The 18219-nt window shown below is 70.7% G+C and carries 18 protein-coding genes and 1 riboswitch; of the genes, 11 read left to right on the top strand and 7 right to left on the bottom strand.

Features of this window, described 5'->3' with window-relative positions; translation table 11 throughout:
• The first annotated feature begins 244 nt into the window (after positions 1-244).
• Positions 245-1822 carry a glutamine-hydrolyzing GMP synthase gene (gene guaA / locus ACH45E_RS31390; RefSeq protein WP_361448041.1) on the top strand — a complete coding sequence of 526 codons (1578 nt, stop codon included), beginning with the start codon at positions 245-247 and terminating at the stop codon, positions 1820-1822.
• A 39-nt stretch (positions 1823-1861) separates the two neighbouring features.
• Here the strand turns inward: guaA and ACH45E_RS31395 are convergent, their stop codons facing one another.
• The gene (locus ACH45E_RS31395) at positions 1862-2329 is read right to left on the bottom strand and encodes a pyridoxamine 5'-phosphate oxidase family protein (protein ID WP_361448044.1); all 468 of its coding nucleotides are present in this window, start codon (positions 2327-2329) and stop codon (positions 1862-1864) included.
• A gap of 139 nt (positions 2330-2468) precedes the next feature.
• Here ACH45E_RS31395 and ACH45E_RS31400 point away from each other — a divergent pair, with 139 nt between their 5' ends.
• From ACH45E_RS31400 to ACH45E_RS31415, 4 genes are all read left to right on the top strand, one after another.
• On the top strand, positions 2469-3263 hold the full coding sequence (locus ACH45E_RS31400) for a class II aldolase/adducin family protein (protein WP_361448395.1): 795 nt from the start codon (positions 2469-2471) through the stop codon (positions 3261-3263).
• Positions 3264-3461: 198 nt separating this feature from the next.
• Positions 3462-4739, top strand: coding sequence for a hypothetical protein (locus ACH45E_RS31405; protein ID WP_361448047.1), 1278 nt, complete (start codon positions 3462-3464; stop codon positions 4737-4739).
• Between the two features lie 16 nt (positions 4740-4755).
• The gene (locus ACH45E_RS31410) at positions 4756-5235 is read left to right on the top strand and encodes a hypothetical protein (RefSeq protein ID WP_361448050.1); all 480 of its coding nucleotides are present in this window, start codon (positions 4756-4758) and stop codon (positions 5233-5235) included.
• A 130-nt stretch (positions 5236-5365) separates the two neighbouring features.
• The gene (locus ACH45E_RS31415; RefSeq protein WP_361448053.1) at positions 5366-5899 is read left to right on the top strand and encodes a DoxX family protein; all 534 of its coding nucleotides are present in this window, start codon (positions 5366-5368) and stop codon (positions 5897-5899) included.
• Positions 5900-6076: 177 nt separating this feature from the next.
• On the opposite strand, the gene ACH45E_RS31420 is transcribed toward ACH45E_RS31415, so the two are convergent.
• Positions 6077-6322 carry a hypothetical protein gene (locus tag ACH45E_RS31420; protein ID WP_361448056.1) on the bottom strand — a complete coding sequence of 82 codons (246 nt, stop codon included), beginning with the start codon at positions 6320-6322 and terminating at the stop codon, positions 6077-6079.
• Positions 6309-7682: a PspC domain-containing protein gene (locus ACH45E_RS31425; protein WP_361448059.1), complete on the bottom strand. Its 1374-nt coding sequence runs from the start codon at positions 7680-7682 to the stop codon at positions 6309-6311. Before ACH45E_RS31425 ends, ACH45E_RS31420 begins: the two co-directional genes overlap by 14 nt.
• A 178-nt stretch (positions 7683-7860) precedes the next feature.
• Here ACH45E_RS31425 and ACH45E_RS31430 point away from each other — a divergent pair, with 178 nt between their 5' ends.
• Together ACH45E_RS31430 and ACH45E_RS31435 are read left to right on the top strand one after the other, a co-directional pair.
• Positions 7861-9153 carry a PspC domain-containing protein gene (locus tag ACH45E_RS31430; protein WP_361448060.1) on the top strand — a complete coding sequence of 431 codons (1293 nt, stop codon included), beginning with the start codon at positions 7861-7863 and terminating at the stop codon, positions 9151-9153.
• The gene (locus ACH45E_RS31435; protein WP_361448062.1) at positions 9150-9857 is read left to right on the top strand and encodes a response regulator transcription factor; all 708 of its coding nucleotides are present in this window, start codon (positions 9150-9152) and stop codon (positions 9855-9857) included. The genes ACH45E_RS31430 and ACH45E_RS31435 overlap by 4 nt, the downstream gene beginning before the upstream one ends.
• On the opposite strand, the gene ACH45E_RS31440 is transcribed toward ACH45E_RS31435, so the two are convergent.
• Entirely contained in the window at positions 9757-10383 is a 627-nt protein-coding gene (locus tag ACH45E_RS31440; protein ID WP_361448065.1) for an ATP-binding protein, read from the bottom strand. The two genes, ACH45E_RS31435 and ACH45E_RS31440, sit on opposite strands and share 101 nt — an antisense overlap.
• 46 nt (positions 10384-10429) lie before the next feature.
• Between ACH45E_RS31440 and ACH45E_RS31445 the strand changes: the two genes are divergently transcribed.
• The gene (locus tag ACH45E_RS31445) at positions 10430-11248 is read left to right on the top strand and encodes a helix-turn-helix transcriptional regulator (protein ID WP_361448068.1); all 819 of its coding nucleotides are present in this window, start codon (positions 10430-10432) and stop codon (positions 11246-11248) included.
• A complete protein-coding gene (locus ACH45E_RS31450; protein WP_361448071.1) occupies positions 11245-11433 on the top strand; it encodes a DUF397 domain-containing protein in 189 nt (62 codons plus the stop codon). Before ACH45E_RS31445 ends, ACH45E_RS31450 begins: the two co-directional genes overlap by 4 nt.
• On the opposite strand, the gene ACH45E_RS31455 is transcribed toward ACH45E_RS31450, so the two are convergent.
• Positions 11417-12433 carry an NlpC/P60 family protein gene (locus ACH45E_RS31455; RefSeq protein WP_361448074.1) on the bottom strand — a complete coding sequence of 339 codons (1017 nt, stop codon included), beginning with the start codon at positions 12431-12433 and terminating at the stop codon, positions 11417-11419. The genes ACH45E_RS31450 and ACH45E_RS31455 overlap by 17 nt on opposite strands.
• A 367-nt stretch (positions 12434-12800) precedes the next feature.
• On the opposite strand from ACH45E_RS31455, the gene ACH45E_RS31460 reads away from it, so the two are divergent.
• Positions 12801-13154: a hypothetical protein gene (locus tag ACH45E_RS31460; protein ID WP_361448077.1), complete on the top strand. Its 354-nt coding sequence runs from the start codon at positions 12801-12803 to the stop codon at positions 13152-13154.
• Here the strand turns inward: ACH45E_RS31460 and ACH45E_RS31465 are convergent.
• Together ACH45E_RS31465 and ACH45E_RS31470 are read right to left on the bottom strand one after the other, a co-directional pair.
• Positions 13132-14088: a tellurite resistance/C4-dicarboxylate transporter family protein gene (locus tag ACH45E_RS31465; RefSeq protein WP_361448080.1), complete on the bottom strand. Its 957-nt coding sequence runs from the start codon at positions 14086-14088 to the stop codon at positions 13132-13134. The two genes, ACH45E_RS31460 and ACH45E_RS31465, sit on opposite strands and share 23 nt — an antisense overlap.
• Before the next feature lie 26 nt (positions 14089-14114).
• Entirely contained in the window at positions 14115-15305 is a 1191-nt protein-coding gene (locus ACH45E_RS31470) for an NlpC/P60 family protein (RefSeq protein ID WP_361448083.1), read from the bottom strand.
• A gap of 7 nt (positions 15306-15312) precedes the next feature.
• Positions 15313-15490, bottom strand: a riboswitch (cyclic di-AMP (ydaO/yuaA leader).
• Positions 15491-15718: 228 nt separating this feature from the next.
• Here ACH45E_RS31470 and pcrA point away from each other — a divergent pair.
• On the top strand, positions 15719-18208 hold the full coding sequence (gene pcrA, locus ACH45E_RS31475; RefSeq protein ID WP_361448086.1) for a DNA helicase PcrA: 2490 nt from the start codon (positions 15719-15721) through the stop codon (positions 18206-18208).
• The last annotated feature ends 11 nt before the right edge of the window (positions 18209-18219 follow it).

Consider the following 18219-nt stretch of genomic DNA (forward strand, 5'->3'; position numbering starts at 1 on the left):
GGCCCGGGGCGCCTGGGAAGTCGCTTGGCGGTTAGCTCAAGCAGCACGACCATGGCAGCCGGCGGGCCGGGTGCCATAGGTAAAGAGGAAGGTCGTCTGCGCGAGCATGGGGCCAGTATGCCGTGCCCTCCGGGCGCGTCCAAGCCGGTTCGCATCCTGAGACGGCGCTTGCCCTCGGAGCGGTCCCGCCGAGCCCGGTAGACTCGGCCCCACACACACCTCGCTCACCGCCGGAAGGCAACCCGTGTCATCAGCGAACCCCGCCGCCGCTCCCGACACCGTCCTGGTCGTCGACTTCGGTGCGCAGTACGCCCAGCTCATCGCCCGTCGGGTCCGCGAGGCGCGGGTCTACAGCGAGATCGTGCCGAGCACCATGCCGGTCCAGGAGATGCTCGCCAAGAACCCCGCGGCGATCATCCTCTCCGGCGGCCCCTCGTCCGTGTACGAGGAGGGTGCCCCCCGCCTCGACCGCGAACTCTTCGAGGCCGGCGTCCCCCTCTTCGGCATGTGCTACGGCTTCCAGCTGATGGCGCGGACCCTCGGCGGCACGGTCGACAACACCGGCGCCCGCGAGTACGGCCGTACGGACCTGCACGTGTCGAAGTCCTCCTCCACCCTCTTCGAGGGCACCCCGGCCGAGCAGGCGGTCTGGATGTCGCACGGCGACGCCTGTTCCGCCGCCCCCGAGGGCTTCACCGTCACGGCCTCCACGGACGTCGTCCCCGTCGCCGCCTTCGAGAACGACGAGAAGAAGCTGTACGGCGTCCAGTACCACCCCGAGGTCATGCACTCCACGCACGGCCAGCAGGTGCTGGAGCACTTCCTCTACCGGGGCGCGGGCCTCAAGCCGGACTGGACCACCGGCAACGTCATCGAGGAGCAGGTCGCCGCGATCCGCGAGCAGGTCGGCGACCGGCGGGCCATCTGCGGCCTGTCCGGCGGCGTCGACTCCGCCGTGGCCGCCGCCCTCGTCCAGAAGGCCATCGGCTCCCAGCTGACCTGCGTCTACGTCGACCACGGCCTGATGCGCAAGGGCGAGACCGAGCAGGTCGAGAAGGACTTCGTCGCGGCCACCGGCGTCCAGCTGAAGGTCGTCGACGCCGAGGACCGCTTCCTCACCGCCCTCAAGGGCGTCTCCGACCCCGAGGAGAAGCGGAAGATCATCGGCCGCGAGTTCATCCGCGTCTTCGAGCAGGCCCAGGCCGAGATCATCGCGGACGAGGGCCCGGCGGTCGAGTTCCTCGTCCAGGGCACCCTCTACCCCGACGTGGTCGAGTCCGGCGGCGGTACCGGCACCGCCAACATCAAGTCCCACCACAACGTCGGCGGCCTCCCCGAGGACCTGGAGTTCAAGCTCATCGAGCCGCTCCGCAAGCTGTTCAAGGACGAGGTCCGGATGGTCGGCCAGGAGCTCGGCCTGCCGGAGGAGATCGTCCAGCGCCAGCCGTTCCCCGGCCCGGGCCTCGGCATCCGGATCGTCGGCGAGGTCAACAAGGAACGCCTGGACCTGCTGCGCGAGGCCGACGCCATCGCCCGCGAGGAGCTGACGGCGGCCGGCCTCGACCGGGACATCTGGCAGTGCCCGGTGGTCCTGCTCGCGGACGTCCGCAGCGTCGGAGTCCAGGGCGACGGCCGCACCTACGGTCACCCGATCGTGCTGCGCCCGGTCTCCTCCGAGGACGCCATGACGGCCGACTGGTCGCGACTGCCGTACGACGTGCTCGCCCGTATCTCCACCCGGATCACCAACGAGGTCAGCGACGTCAACCGTGTCGTCCTCGACGTGACCTCCAAGCCCCCGGGCACCATCGAGTGGGAGTGACCGGCGGGAGCGATCGGCGGCAGCGACCGGCGGGAGTGATCACTTGCGCCTGATGACGCGCAAGGGTTCACCGGGCTTCCAGACCTGGACGACCAGATACGTGTCGTCCTCGACGTAGGTCCGCACGACCTCCGTCAGCTCGGTGCGGAAGAGGTGGAACGGCTCCGGCGGTTCCACCTCTTCCATGTACGCCCCCTTCACCGCCGGGTCGTCGACCTCGACCGCGCGCCCGCCGATCCGTACGTCCCCGCCGCCCATCCCCGTGCCCTCGCCCGGGTTGGCCTGGAGCGCGAAACGGGGATCGCGGCGCAGATCGAGCGCCTTGAGCGAGCCCGGCATCATGCCGAGCCACAGCTCACCGCCGAGGAACCGGACCTCGAGCCCGGACGTGCGCGGTGAGCCGTCCGCGCGCAGGGTGGCGAGCACATGGTGGGTGAAGGCGCCGAAACGCTCCTCGACGGTCCGGGCGAACTCGGGTTCGGCGGCGCTGAAGGATTCCCAGGTCATACGAGCCAGTGAACCGCCCATACCAGACGTCTTCTGTCGGGTTTCGAGCCTGCGCGTCATCTTTACAGAACAGCTCTGCCCTTTTGCGCTGACCGAGGGTAACTTCCGGCCCGTGAGCAATCCGAGTACTGCGGGCCCCATGCACGGGCCCACCCCGCCCCCGCCGCTGCCCACCGACCAGCTGCGGTTCGCGATGCCGCCGAAGTTCGACTCGGTCGACGACGAACGCCGGCACCGGAAGGAACGGCTCGCGGGCGCCCTGCGGATCTTCGGGCGGTCCGGCTTCGAGGACGGGGTGTCGGGGCACATCACCGCTCGCGACCCGGAGTTCACCGACTGCTTCTGGGTGAACCCCTTCGGGATGCCCTTCAAGCACGTCACCGTCGGCGACCTGGTCCTGGCCAACCAGGACGGACAGGTGATCGAGGGCCGCTACCACATCAACCAGGCCGCGTTCACCGTCCACGCCCAGGTGCACGCCGCCCGCCCGGACGTCGTCGCGGTCGCCCACTGCCACTCGGTGCACGGCCGGGCCCTGTCCGCGCTCGGCGACCTGCTCGACCCGATCACCCAGGAGAGCTGCGCCTTCTACGAGGACCACGCCCTGTACAACTCCTACACGGGCGTCGCCGTGGACGCCGACGAGGGCCGCCGGATCGCGACCGCGCTCGGCAGCCACAAGGCGCTGGTACTGCGCAACCACGGGCTGCTGACCGTCGGCGACTCGGTGGACGCGGCGGCCTGGTGGTTCCTGTCCATGGAGCGGTCCTGCCAGGTGCAGCTGACGGCGAAGGCGGCGGGCCGTCCGCTGCTCATCGACCACAAGCTCGCGGTGGCCACCCGTGAGCAGCTCGGCGGCGACCTGGTCGGCTGGATCAACTACCAGCCGCTGTGGCAGGACATCAGCCGCAGCGAACCCGACCTGCTCAGCTGAAGCGCGTTCTCGCAGCCGGGTCAACAGCGCGGGACCGGTTTCACCCGTGTGTGACCACACCGGCCGGACAGGGAGGGCTCGGTGTAGGGCACAATGCGTCCGTCGCAGGGGTCGCAGGGGAGTTCCACGGCGACGGCCGAGCCCGCGGAAGATTCGGTGCCGGCCGTGCCTGGGTCGTGGGGAAGGCGGGCATCGGGCGTGGCGGTGCAGGAGGCGAGACAGGGCGGGGACACGGGCGTCCACGCGGGCGGCTGCGCCTGTGGGGACTGTCCGGTCGGGGCGCGTGAGGGGCATCGGCGAGCGGTCGCGGAATTCCTGTCGAAACGGGACGAGTTCGCGGCCGGGCAGGGCCTGCCGGTGGCGGTGGCCCATTCCGCGTCGGCGTCCCGGCAGTGGGTCTCCGAGGAGTTGACGCAGTCCGCCGAGGTGGTCGCCGAGCGCGGCCGGGTGGAGGGCGAGGCCTGGCTGGCCCGGCTGTGGGTGCGTACCGCGTGCACGGTGTGGGCGGCCGTCCTCGCGCTGCTGCTGACCCAGTCGCTGACCGCGACCGGCACGGGCTGGACGAGTGCCCGCACCGCCGGACTGCTCGCCGCGCTGGTGACGGCCGGCGCGCTGACCGCCGCCTCCTGGTTCCACCGGGCGCGCGGCGGGGCGCTGGCCCCCGTCATCGGCGAGGACAACCGGATGTCCACCTCCCGTACCGTGGCCGCGGCCTGGGTGCTGTTCGTCGCCTACGCCGTACTGGTCCTGGCCGGCCGGCTGGCCGCCGCCTCCGGGCACGCCGAACGCGACGCGCTGATCTCCGGCCTCGATCTCGCGCGCGGGGCGGGCGTGGTGACCGTGCTCGCCGTGGTCTGCGGGATCGCGATGCTGGTCCGGCGGGTGGTCGGGACGCGGGTCACGGGACAGCGGCTGCAGAAGGTGCGCGCCCACCGGCCGAGGGCGGCCGACCTGCTCACCGACGACGCCGGGCGGGGCACCTTCGCCGACATCCAGTACGTCGTGATCAGCGCTGTCGCCCTGCTGTTCGCCGCCGTCCGGCTCGCCCGCCGCCCCGACCAACTGCCCGACCTGCCCTGGGGGCTGGCGGTGGTCGTACTGGTGTCGGCGGCGACCTACGTGGCCGGCAAGTACGCGGAGGGCGGCCGTCCGGTGATCCACTCCGTGGTCCGCGCCCGCGAGGCGGGCGATCTGGACGGGCCGATCCGCACCGGCGACGACATCGAGATCCGTGGCACCGGTTTCGTCCCGCCCGGCGCCCAGACCGCCGACCGCCTCTCCCGCATGGTCGTCCGCATCGGCGCGGTCAACGTCCACGTCCCCCTGATCCCGGTCACCGGCGGCTTCAACAACCCCACGGACACCGTACTGACCGTCCCCGTACCGGCCGAGGTCGAGCCCGGCTCGGTGGAGGTCCAGGTGGTGACGGCGGCCGGGGTGGCGACCAACCGGTGCGTGGTCGAGGTGACCGAGTGACCCGGGTCCGGAGCGGATGAGCGACGACATCCTGTCCGTGATCCCCACCGACCCGTACTGGCAGCCCGGACGGGCGGCGGGGGAGCAGGCGGCCGCGCTGGTGACGCGGCTCGTCTCGGACCTCCCCGACGACTCGGACACCGACCTCGACGACATCCAGATCGACGTCGACTGGTACGACACCCTCACGGTCGTCGACTGCGGCGAGAACCTGGAGCGCATCGGCTGCCCGCACTGCGGCGCCGAGCTGGACCGCGAGTGGTACGCGAACCTGATCGAGGCCCACCCGGACGGCTTCCCCACCCTCACCTTCACCGTTCCCTGCTGTTCCACCGCGACCCCCCTGAACACGCTGGACTACGACTGGCCGTGCGGCTTCGCCCGTTTCGAGATCGCCGTCTGGAACCCCGAACGCATCTGGTTCACGGACGAGGAACTCGCGGACCTCGCCGATGCCCTGGGCCACCCCGTACGGCAGATACGCGCACACATCTGACTCGTCCGGCTCATCCGACACTCCGTAGAAATTCGGAAAAACGTACGGCACAGGATTGAGCAGGGCTGACTTGTCGTACGTATCGTCTTGTTGAGGGTCTCGGCACGGCGGGCGAGAGGCGGCTAGAGCGATGACTCATGGCATGCGCATGGACACGCAAAGTTCCTATCGTGGAGGCGGCGGCCGGGACTGGCGGGACGCCGCCGCCCACTACGCGCTCCTTCCACTGCGCGTCTTCCTCGGCGTCACCTTCATCTACGCCGGGCTCGACAAGCTCACCGACAGCGCCTTCATGAAGTCCGGCGGCGCCGGCTCGATCGGCGACACCATGCGCTCGGTCCGGGACACCTCGGCCATCCCGGCCCTGGTCGACCTGGCCCTGAAGAACCCCGTCGGCTTCGGCTACGCCATCGCCCTCGGCGAGCTGGCCGTCGGCATCGGCGCCCTGCTCGGCCTGCTCACCCGCCTCGCCGCACTCGGCGGCGCGCTGATCTCGCTCAGCCTGTGGCTGACGGTGAGCTGGGCCTCCGACCCCTACTACTACGGCAACGATCTCGCCTACCTGATGGCCTGGCTGCCCCTCGTCCTCGCCGGCGCACCGTACCTCTCCCTGGACGCGGCCCTGCGCGCGAGGCGACGACCGCGGACGGACAGTTTCGGCTAGGGGGTGTTTCGAAAGTCCTGTGCGGTGCCCGCGGTGTCCGGTGCGTGCTCTCGGCGTGCCGGACGAAAGCCCTCGTACTGGACGTACTTGGGTTTTTGGCCGGTGCGGCGAGAGTGCGTGCCGGGCGCCGTGGGTGCTGTGCGGGACTTTCGAAACACCCCCTAGGGGCGTTCGCCGCTAGGGGACTTCGCTCCCGGGGAGCTGTGCCGTGTCCGGGGTGCGGTCCCGGCCGCGTCGTCTGCGGATCGCCCGGGTGAGCGTGCCCACCGCGCCCGCCAGGCACAGGCCGCCCACGACGAGGGGTATGCCCGCGAACCAGGGGGTGTCCCAGGCGTCGCCCGCGTCACCGGCGTACATCGCGCCCGCGACAGTGAGGAAGAAACCAGCGACCAGCTTCCCCGGCTGGAACTCATGACGCAGCACGGGTGACCTCCACCTGTCCCACACCGACCTGGACGTCGATGTCGAGCGTGCCGGTGTTCTTGCCGCCCGTCCTCGGCGACAGCGTCACGTCCTTGTGCCTGCCCGGCTTCACGTCCACGTCCTTCCTGTCGTCCCCCGGCAACCGGATGTCGCCCACACCCACATCGATGTGTATCCGCACCGTCGCGTCCGGCGGCGCGATCAGCTTCAGCTGCCCCGCACCGACCTCGGCCTCCGTCTCCAGCGTCTGCCCCTTGCCGGGCCGCACCCGGCTCAGGTCGAGGGTGCCGACGCCCGTGCCGAGGTCGTACGTGGACCGCACGTCGCTCGCGGTGGCGGGCGTCCACGACGTGCGTATCCAGTGGGTGGTGATGTTCTTCGGCAACGCCGCCGCGCCGACCAGCAGTGCCGCCGTGACGATCGCCAGGAACACCGACCCTGCCCCTGTCCGCCCCAGGAAGGAGCTGACCGCTATACCGAGTCCGATGACGACCAGCGCGCAGGCCAGGCCGGTCTGGAGGCTGATGGCGAGCGGATGCTCCTCCCACGTCGCGCCGGTGCCCAGACCCCCGGCCAGCAGGGCGAGCAGGAAGACCCAGCCGCCGATCCAGCGGGGGCCGCGGGGTCTGGGGGGCGGGGTGTGCCGGGCGCGTGCGCCGTTGTAGGGGAGCCAGGAGTCGCCGCGGGCGATGTTGACCGCCGCCGCGACATCGCGGTCGCGCGCCTCACCGGGGCCCCACAGATAGCCGGTGCCGCCGACGTGCGTGCCGTCCTTGACGATGGGATCGCGCCACCACGACGGGTAGGCGGCGGCGACCGGTGGGGCCTGGGCCTCCGGAGGGGCGTCGGCGACGGCCTGCGCGGCCAGCGGATCGGGATCGGGGGCGTCCCGCCGCCGCGACCAGTACCCGGCGCCTGCCAGGAGCAGGGAGAGGACCACGGCGAAGGTGAGCACCCCGCCGTTCTTCAGCATGGTCAGGAAGACTCCGCACCCGACCAGGGCGAACAGCACGGCCGCCAGCGCCTGTCCGTCCACCCGGCCGGTCAGCAGCTTGCGGACCTCGTTCTCCTCGTCGTCCTCGTACGGCACGAAGAGCCAGGCGAAGCCGTAGAAGATCAGCCCGATACCGCCGGACGCGGCCAGCACCGCCAGCGTGATCCGGAAGATCACGGGATCCATGCCGGTGTGCCGACCGAGCCCCGCGCACACGCCCGAGATCAGCTTGTGCCGCCGGTCCCGCCGGAACCGGCCGGGGGCCTCGGCCGCGGCGGGCACGGCATCCGCCGGCCCGGCGCCCTGGCTGGGGCTCGGGCCGGGGCCGGGTCCCGGACCCGTCGCGGCGTGGTGGTGTTGCGTCATGCGTCCATGGTGACGGCCGCGCCGCCGCGACGGCAGTCGGTATGACCCTGGGCGAACCCTGATATCGGCCCTGAGACGGCACCCGTGAGGTGTTCGGCGGACGGATTTCCGAAGATCAGGGCTGTCTAGGGGCTGGACCCTGATGCCCCGCTGCTCCGGCCGTGTGAACATCGTTGGCATGCCGGAAGCCGCAGCAGTGACCCACGACGATCCGCGGCCCCTGCGCAAGCTCTACCGCAGCAGCGACGGCCGCTGGCTCGGTGGCGTGGCGCGGGGCCTCGCCGGGCACCTCGGGCTGCCCGTGATCTGGGTGCGGCTCGTCTTCGCGGGCCTGTTCCTGGCCGACGGCCTCGGCGCACTGCTGTACGCGGCGTTCTGGTTCTTCGTCCCGCTCGGTGTAGGCGGCGTCGGCGACCAGCGGCCGCCGTCCCTGGTCGGTACGGAGACCGCGCCGGACGGCCGGCGCAGACTCGTCGCCCGCAGACCGGACCGCGGACAGATCGTCGCCCTGCTCCTCATGGTCGTCGTGGCCGTGGTCTTCGTGGGCAGCGTCAACCTCGGCAGCGCGGCCCAGGCGTATCTCATCCCCGCCGTCCTGGTCGGCGCGGGCGTCGCCCTCGTCTGGCGCCAGGCGGACAACGCCCGCCGGGCCCGCTGGGTGGAGGTCGGCAGACGCCGCCGCACCCTCACACTCCTGCGCGCGGGCGCCGGTGTCCTGCTCGTCACCGCCGGTGTCTCCGGCATGTTCGTGCTCCAGGGCTCCGCCGCCCACCTCGGCTCCGTCCTCCAGGCCGCCCTCGCGGTCCTCGTCGGCATAACGCTGCTCGCCGGCCCCTACCTCGTCCGCATGACCCAGGACCTCTCCGAGGAGCGCCTGATGCGTATCCGCGCCCAGGAGCGCGCCGAGGTCGCCGCGCACGTCCACGACTCCGTGCTGCACACCCTCACCCTGATCCAGCGCAACGCGGAGAACGCGGGCGAGGTGCGCCGCCTGGCCCGCGCCCAGGAGCGCGACCTGCGCGCCTGGCTCTACAAACCCGAGGGCAACGGCAAGGACGAGGCCGACGAACCGGCCACCCTCGCCGAGGCGGTCAAGCGCAACGCCGCCGAGGTGGAGGACAAGCACGGCGTCCCCATAGAGGTCGTCGTGGTCGGCGACTGCCCGCTCGACGAACGGATCGGCCCGCAGATGCAGGCCGCGCGCGAAGCGATGGTGAACGCCGCCAAGTACGGTGGCGAGGGCGGCGCCGTGCAGGTCTACGCCGAAGTCGAGGGCAGGACGGTCTTCGTGTCCGTCCGCGACCGCGGCCCGGGCTTCGACCTCGACTCGATACCCGCCGACCGCATGGGTGTCAGAGAATCGATCATCGGCCGCATGGAGCGCAACGGCGGCACGGCCCGGCTGCGGGCGGTGCCGGACGGCGGCACGGAGGTCGAACTGGAGATGGAGAGGGCGGAGAAGACGTCATGAGCGACGCGACCGAGGCGAACGGCACGGCGGGGGCGGCGGGGGAGCGCCGGGTGCGCGTGGTCCTCGTCGACGACCACCGTATGTTCCGTACGGGTGTCCAGGCCGAGATCGGCCGGACCGAGGAAACCGGCGTCGAGGTCGTCGGCGAGGCCGCCGATGTCGACCAGGCGGTCACGGTGATCACCGCGACCCGGCCCGAGGTGGTCCTCCTCGACGTCCACCTCCCCGGCGGCGGCGGGGTCGAAGTGCTGCGCCGCTGCGCCGCGTTGATGGCCGACGCCGAGCAGCCCGTCCGCTTCCTCGCCCTGTCCGTCTCGGACGCGGCCGAGGACGTGATCGGCGTGATCCGCGGCGGCGCCCGGGGCTACGTCACCAAGACGATCACCGGCACCGACCTGGTCGACTCCATCTTCCGGGTCCAGGAGGGCGACGCGGTCTTCTCCCCCCGGCTGGCCGGCTTCGTCCTCGACGCCTTCGCCTCCACGGACGCCCCGCCGGTCGACGAGGACCTCGACCGCCTCACCCAGCGCGAGCGCGAGGTCCTCCGCCTCATCGCCCGCGGCTACGCCTACAAGGAGATCGCCAAGCAGCTCTTCATCTCCGTCAAGACGGTCGAGTCTCACGTGTCGGCGGTCCTGCGCAAGCTCCAGCTGTCCAACCGCCACGAACTGACCCGCTGGGCGACGGCGCGCCGGCTGGTGTGACCGTCCGGCAGGCGGCGAAGGCGAGTTCGAACCACACCTCCTTGCCGATGCCGCGCTCCCTGCCCGCTGCGCCCCAGTCGTCCGCCAGCGCCGCCACCAGGGTGAGTCCCCGGCCCGACTCGTCGTCCGGGGACGGGGCGCCCGGCGTCGGGAGCGTGTCGTTGGCGTCCGTCACCGTCACGCGGAGGCGGTCCTCCGTGACCGCGCAGCGGGCCCAGATCTCTCGGCCGGCCGGGACCCTCGCGTGGCGGTACGCGTTCGTCATCAGCTCGCTCAGGAGGAGTTCCGCCGTGTCCGTCAGGTCTGGTGGCAGTTCCCAGGACGCCGCCTGTTCGCGGAACAGCGCGCGTGCCCTGCCCACGCTTCGGGCGTGACGCGGCAGTCGCCACTCGATGTCCTTCGGGGCGGCCGTCGTGGGGAGTGGGGGCCACGGGGTCTGCATGCGGTGTTCATCCCTTGCGTGGAAGTTCTGACGTTCTGCCAGATCACGGTCCCGGGTCGTGCTTAGCCTCACGAGTAGCGGCATGGGTACGGCGAGCGACGTACCCGGCGTGGACCCGGCGGAGGTATGCGTGTCGACAGAGGTGAACTCCCAGCCGCCGATCGCCTGGCGGTACTGCGGCAGCCAGATCAAGATGTGGCGTACGGAGGCCGGTATCGGCCGGGAGGCGCTGGCCAAGGAGGCCGGTTACGACTATGAGTACGTCAAGTCGATGGAGAACGGCCGGCGTCGGCCGACTCTGCGGTTCTTGCAGGTCGCTGACCAGGTGTGCGGGGCGGGCGGGAAGCTTGTTGCTGCGCAGGAATATCTGAAGCCGGAGCCGTTCCCGGCGCGGTCGCAGGAGTTCATGGCCATCGAGGCCGAGGCCATCAGCTTCTCCTGTTACGAGCCGCTGCTCATTCCTGGCTTGTTGCAGACGGAGGAGTATGCGCGTGCCCTGATCGGGGGTAGTTCGCCTCCGCTTGATGACGAAACGGTCAACGAGCGTGTGGCCGCCAGGCTTCGCAGGGCTGACGCACTGCGGCGCAAGGTCGGAGTGATGTACGGGTTCGTGATCTACGAGGCGGCCCTCCGCACGTGCGTTGGCGGGACGGAGGCGATGGGTGAGCAGTTCCGGCACCTGTTGGAAGTAGGTGGGCTCCGTAACGTGTCGATCCAGGTCCTGCCCTTCGGGCGCTGTAGCGGCGTTGCCCTTAATGGCAGCATCGTTCTGTTGGAGACGCCTGAGCACGAGCACTATGGATACATCGAGGCGCCCGAGGTGAGTGTTCTGCATGCCAGCCCCAGCAAGTTGAGTGCTCTGACTCAGGCCCATGCAATGATCCGCATGCACTGCCTCAGCGTGGAAGAGTCGGCCACGTTCATTAGAAAGGTGGCGGAGGAAAAATGAGCGAGCGCCTGGCTTGGTACAAGTCCAGCTACAGCGACAGTCAGGGTGGCAACTGCCTCGAAGCCGCCCCCTGCCCCCACACCATCCACATCCGAGACTCCAAGCTCGGCCCCGACAGCCCCCGGTTCACCGTCGCCGGGCCCGCCTGGGCTGCCTTCCTCGGGTCGCTCACGCCACCCGCGTAGCCCCCGCGAACGGCATCTCGTCGATCGGGGCCAATCGCACCGGCGCTGACGGGTTCGGGGCGTGGATCATCTGGCCATTGCCGACGTAGATACCGACGTGGCTGATGCCGGAGTAGAAGAAGACCAGGTCCCCCGGGGCGAGTTCGGAGCGGGAGACGCGGCGGCCCGCGTTGATCTGGGCGTAGGTCGTGCGGGGGAGGGAGATGCCCGCGGAGCGGTAGGCGGCCTGGGACAGGCCCGAGCAGTCGAAGGCGTTGGGGCCGGTGGCGCCCCAGACGTAGGGGCTGCCGAGTTTCTGGTAGGCATAGGCGACGGCCGCCGCGGCGCGTGAGTTCGGGGCCGTCGTCGGGGTGGCCTCGTCCGCGGGCGGAGGGGCGGCCGACGTGCTGGCCTGCGCGGGCAGTTGGGACAGTAGACGGCGCGCCTCGGCCAGTTTGCCGGTGACGGACTTCTTCTGGCGCCTCAGCTCCGTCTGCCGGGACCTGAGTGACCTCAGCTCGACCTGGGCGGCGCCCCGCAGCTGCTCGATCTCCCGCATCCGTTTTCGGACCCGCGCCACGGCGTGTGCCTGCCGGTCGCCGGCCCGTTCGGCGAAGGCGGCCCCGTCGAGGTACTGGTCGGGGTCGTCGGAGAGCATCAGCTGCAGCGCCGGATCGATGCCGCCGGTGCGGTACTGCGCCGTGGCGACGGAACCGAGCGCGTCGCGGGCGGAGTTCAGCTTCTCCTGTTTGCGGGCGGCCTGGTCCCGCAGCGTGTTCAGGCGTCGTTGGGCCGTGGTGGCCTTCTCCTGCGCGCTGTTGTACTTCTCGGTGGCGACCTCCGCCTCCTGGTACAGCTTGTCGACCTTGGCCCTGACCTCGGCCGGTGTCAGCTGCGGCGCGGCGTGCCCGGTCCCGTCGAAGCCCGTCGCGGTCGCCGCGCCCGCCAGGGCGATGGTGACCGCCGTCCGGGCGGTGTTGCCGCTGAGCGGGCGCTGTCTGGGCTTGCGATGCGCTGCCACCTGGACCCGTCACGTCCTCTCGTACGACCGCCGTGGGGAGCGGTTCACGCGTCCGGCGGCGGCCCGCACAGGGGTAACGGGCCGCCGCCGGACTTTTCGGCGGTGGTGTCCGACTGCCGCCCCTGGCCCGGGCGGCGGTGGGGAGCCGGTCACCTGGTGGAGGACGCTAAACCCGACTGTGACGGGGTGGTAACGCGATGTACGCAACTGACCTCACCGGATCGCCGGATGTCCGCACCTGACCGCGCTCCCGGCCGACAGTCGCCGCCTTCGGGCAGTGCGCTGACCGATGTGGCGGTTTCCGGGGCGTGGGCCGGCCATGGGGTGCTATGAGGCGCATATATGCGGCCCATTAGGCTGCGGCTTCATGGACGTACTCATCCATCTCTTCGTCGGCCTGCACATCGTCGGCATCGCCGCGCTCCTCGGCGGCTTCCTGACCCAGATGAAGGCGATGGGACGCGGCGAGGCCCGCTTCGTCCCGGCCATGCTGCACGGCGCCTTCACCATGCTGGCGACCGGCGTGATCCTGGTCGGGCTCAACGAGGCCGACGACCACCACGTCAACACCGTCAAGATCGGTGTGAAGCTGGCCCTGCTGATCGTGATCCTCGGGCTGGTCTACGTGAAGCGGGACGAGGAGCGGGTCGACAAGAGCCTCTTCGGACTGGTCGGCCTGCTGACCACGGTGAACATCTTCATCGCCGTGCTGTGGACCTGACCGCGCCCACGGCGACCACGAGCCACGCCGCCACCGAGATCCACACCAGCACCACCCCGGGCCCCCGCAGCCACGGGACCCCCAGGGCGGTGCCGACCGACAGCGTGCCCGCCGCGGTCATGCCCATCGGGAACACCGTCGACCAGCGGCGCACGTCGTAGCCCGGACGCGGCCGCACCGCCTCCGTGACCAGCAGGACGGCGTACCAGGCCCAGTCCAGCACGAGCAGCGCGACCGTCACGGCGCGCAGCACGCCCTGGTCGTCGCGGCTCCACAGGTACAGGGGCGTGTCGTCGGCGGTTACCAGGCGCGCCCCGGCCAGCGCCGAGACGGCGAGCGCTCCGCCGCCGATCCACTGGTCCCCGGCACCCTCGAGCAGCTGCCGCGGATCGAACCGGGCCAGGGCGAGCCCGTAGAACACCAGTCCCAGCCAGAACAGCACGAGCGCCGTGTGCGCGAACCACGCCGTGGCCGTCGCCGCGGCCAGCACGGCCCCCAGCACGGCGATCGACTCCGTGGCCACACAGCCCAGGAACACCGCCCCCGGCATCCGCCGCTCCCACCGCCGCAGGACGTGGACGAGCAGCACCGGCCAGAGCACGACCGTCAGCGCGAGCAGCGCCTCGGCCAGGACCGGCCGGCCCAGCAGCGAGAACCGGGTGCCCAGCACCGCCGTGGCGGCCACCGCGGTGAGCGCGCTCGGTGACGCCGCCTCCGCCGTCCACCGCTCCCGCTCGCGCAGCAGCCGCAGGGCGAAACCGGCCGCGAACCCCAGCCAGGCGGCGCAGGCCAGCCCCAGTGCGACCCGGGACAGCACTTCGTGACCGGCCAGTTGCAACCCCACCGACACGATCCCGGTCGCCATGACAGCGGCACCGGCCGCCGGTGAACGCCGGGCCCACCACACACGTAATGGTGAGAGGAAGCCCGGCATGAGCCCGATGCTAGGGGCCCGTCGGCTCAGGCCGGACGCACCACGCTGTGGATGATCGATTCGCCGCCGTAGTAGATCGACTCTTCACGGACGTAGGCGCCGGGCTTGGGGGCGTGGATCATCATGCCGTTGCCGATGTAGACGCCGACGTGGCTCACATCGTCGTAGAAGAAGACCAGATCACCGGGCTGGGCGTTGGCGAGGGAGACCGTGGTGCCGGCATTGACCTGGTCGTAGGTGGTGCGCGGCAGGCTGACGCCGGCGGCCTTCCAGGCGGCCTGGGTGAGGCCGGAGCAGTCGTAGGAGCCGGGGCCGGTGGCGCCCCAGACGTACGGCTTGCCGATCTGCGCGCGGGCGAACGCGATCGCCTTCGCGGCCTTGGCGGAGGATGAGGAGGTCGGCGAGGACGGCGTGGACGGAGGGGCCGGCGTGGACGTGTCCGACGAGGAGCCCGTCGAAGTCGACGCGTCCGACGAGCCGCTGTTCTGCTGCTGCGCCTTCGCCCGCGCCGCCGCCTGCTCCTTCGCGAGCTCCGCCGCCTTGCGCGCGGCCTCCTCCTGCTTCTGCTTCTCGATCGCCGCGAGCCGCGCCTTCTCCTGCGCGGTCAGCGTGGACAGCAGTTCGCGCGCGGTGGTGAGCTTCTTCTGGACGGTCGACTTGGCGGCCTGAAGATCGTGCTGGGAGTCGGTCAGCGTCTCGAGGCTCGCGGTGGCCTCCTGCCGCTTCTTCATGGTGGCGGACTGCTCGGTGACGTAGTCGTCGACCGCGTTCTTCTGCCGCTTCGTCAGCCGGCTCATCAGCTGGGCCTGGTCGAAGTAGTCCTGCGGGGTGTCCGCGAGCAGGAAGGTGGCCGTGTCGGGGGTTGTGGCCCCGGTCCGGTACTGGGCCGCGGCGAACGAACCCAGCTTCTCGCGTGCCTTGTTCAGTCTCTCCGTGCGCTTGGCCACTTCGTCGAGGAGCGTGTCGACGCGCCGGCGCTGCTTGCCGGCCGTCTCCTTGGTCGCGTTGTACTTCTCGGTCGCCGACTCCGCCTGCCGGTACAGGTCGTCGACCTTCTTCTCGACCTCTTCCATGCTCGGCTTGCCGTCGGCGGAAGGGGTGGCGGGTGCGGCGTTGGCCGTCTGGGAGAGCAGGGCGACGGAGGTGAGGGCGGCGGTGGCGAGAGCGGGCTTGCGTATGCCCGCCCCACCCGAGGGACGCTTGCGGTGCGACGCCAAGGGAGGCGACTCCTTCCAATGCTCCGCCTACCGGGTTAGCTGTCGGGTTCGGGCGGGTGGTTCGGAAGGGTTGCCCTACGGCCGTCGTCCCCGGTGGGGAGGGCGGGCCGATTCACCCCAAGGTCTCGGTGGGTCCCCGGCTCCGGCTGCCGCGGGGGGCGCACCGGACTCGGCGGAGGCCGCGCGGCCCGGCGAGGTTCGCCGGTGGGGGTCGTACGGCCTGGCGGAACGCTAGCCAACTCGTGTGACTCATGTGAAGGTTGGTGCACTATATGTCCGATACATTTTCGTGACACGAGACGGGTGTGTCGTTGTCGTGACCATGCGGTTCCGCAGGGTGAGGAGATCGTTCCCCGGCCAAGTTCCGAGGGCGGCGGCCGGTTGTCAGTGGGGCGCCCTAGACTCGGAGAGCGATGAGCAGCCTCTTTGACGACAGCTTCCTGGCGGACCTCCAGGCCCCTCGCGGGCACGACGAGGAACCCCCGCCGCCGCCCGAGGACGATCACGCTCCGGAGCCGGTTCCGGACGATCTGTTCGGCGGGAAGTTCGACGTGCCGCCGGACCGGGACACGCACTACCGCGACGGCGCCCCGCGCCCGGCGATCGACGCCGCCGCGCTCCTGGAGGGGCTGAACGAGAACCAGCGCGAGGCCGTCGTCCACGCCGGCTCCCCGCTGCTCATCGTGGCCGGCGCCGGCTCCGGCAAGACCCGCGTGCTCACCCACCGCATCGCCCACCTGCTCGGCGAGCGGGGCGTCCATCCCGGCCAGATCCTGGCGATCACCTTCACCAACAAGGCCGCCGGTGAGATGAAGGAGCGCGTCGAGCAGCTCGTCGGCCCGCGCGCGAACGCGATGTGGGTGATGACCTTCCACAGCGCGTGCGTGCGCATCCTGCGCCGCGAGAGCAAGCGGCTCGGCTTCACGTCGTCGTTCTCGATCTACGACGCCGCCGACTCCAAGCGCCTGATGGCCCTGGTCTGCCGCGACCTGGAGCTCGACCCCAAGCGCTTCCCGCCGAAGTCCTTCAGCGCCAAGATCTCCAACCTGAAGAACGAGCTGGTCGACGAGGAGGACTTCGCCGCCCAGGCGGCCGACGGCTTCGAGAAGACCCTCGCCCAGGCCTACGCCCTGTACCAGTCGCGGCTGCGCGAGGCCAACGCCCTCGACTTCGACGACCTGATCATGACGACGGTCAACCTGCTCCGCGCCTTCCCGGACGTCGCCGAGCACTACCGCCGCCGCTTCCGCCACGTCCTGGTCGACGAATACCAGGACACCAACCACGCCCAGTACGCCCTCGTACGGGAGCTCGTCGGCACCTCCGAGCACCCGGTGCGCCCGGCGGACGTGCCGCCCGGCCCGGACGGCCTGACGCCCGCCGAGCTGTGCGTGGTCGGTGACGCCGACCAGTCGATCTACGCCTTCCGCGGCGCGACCATCCGCAACATCCTCCAGTTCGAGGAGGACTACCCGGACGCGACGACGATCCTGCTGGAGCAGAACTACCGCTCCACCCAGACGATCCTCTCCGCGGCCAACGCGGTCATCGAGCGCAACGAGTCCCGTCGCCCCAAGAACCTGTGGACCAACGCGGGCGCGGGCGCCCGCATCATGGGCTACGTCGCCGACACCGAGCACGACGAGGCGCAGTTCGTCGCCGACGAGATAGACCGCCTTACGGACGCGGGCGAGGCGAAGGCCTCGGACGTCGCCGTCTTCTACCGCACCAACGCCCAGTCCCGTGTCTTCGAAGAGGTCTTCATCCGCGTCGGCCTGCCCTACAAGGTCGTCGGCGGTGTCCGCTTCTACGAGCGCAAGGAGGTCCGGGACGTCCTGGCCTACCTGCGTGTCCTCGCCAACCCCGAGGACTCCGTCCCGCTGCGTCGCATCCTGAACGTGCCCAAGCGCGGCATCGGCGAGCGCGCCGAGGCGATGATCGACGCCCTCGCCCAGCGGGAGAAGATCAGCTTCCCGCAGGCGCTGAAGCGGGTCGACGAGGCGTACGGCATGGCGGCGCGGTCGACGAACGCGGTCAAGCGGTTCAACGTGCTGATGGAGGAGCTCCGTACGATCGTCGAGTCCGGCGCGGGCCCGGCCACCGTCCTGGAAGCCATACTCGAACGCACCGGATACCTGGCCGAGTTGCAGGCCTCCACCGACCCGCAGGACGAGACCCGCATCGAGAACCTCCAGGAACTCGCGGCGGTGGCACTGGAGTTCGAGCAGGAGCGTGGCGAGGGCGAGTCGGTGGGCCTGTCCGACTTCCTGGAGCAGGTCGCGCTGGTCGCCGATTCCGACCAGATCCCGGACGAAGAGGACGGCGACGGCGTCATCACGCTGATGACCCTGCACACCGCCAAGGGCCTGGAGTTCCCGGTGGTCTTCCTGACCGGTATGGAGGACGGCGTCTTCCCGCACATGCGCGCCCTCGGCCAGACCAAGGAACTGGAGGAGGAGCGGCGCCTGGCGTACGTCGGCATCACGCGCGCGCGTGAGCGGCTGTATCTGACCCGGTCGGCGCTGCGCAGCGCGTGGGGCCAGCCCTCGTACAACCCGCCCTCCCGCTTCCTGGAGGAGATCCCGCCCGCCCATGTGGAGTGGAAGCGGAAGGGAGCGGCGGCCCCGATGCCCTCCGGGCCGGCGTCCGGAGTGGCGGCCTCGCTGTCCTCCACCCGCTCGCGCTCCTCGGCGTCGGGAGCCTCCGGCTTCGCCACTCGCAGGACCTCGGAGAAGCCGGTGGTGGCGCTGGCCGTCGGGGACCGGGTGACGCACGACCAGTTCGGGCTCGGCACGGTCGTCGGGGTGAAGGGTACGGGCGCGAACGCCGAGGCGACGATCGACTTCGGCGACACCAAGCCGAAGAGGCTGCTGCTGCGGTACGCGCCGGTGGAGAAGCTGTAGGAGGCGTCGGG

Source organism: Streptomyces sp. NPDC020299, assembly GCF_044387825.1.
Lineage (GTDB): Bacteria > Actinomycetota > Actinomycetes > Streptomycetales > Streptomycetaceae > Streptomyces.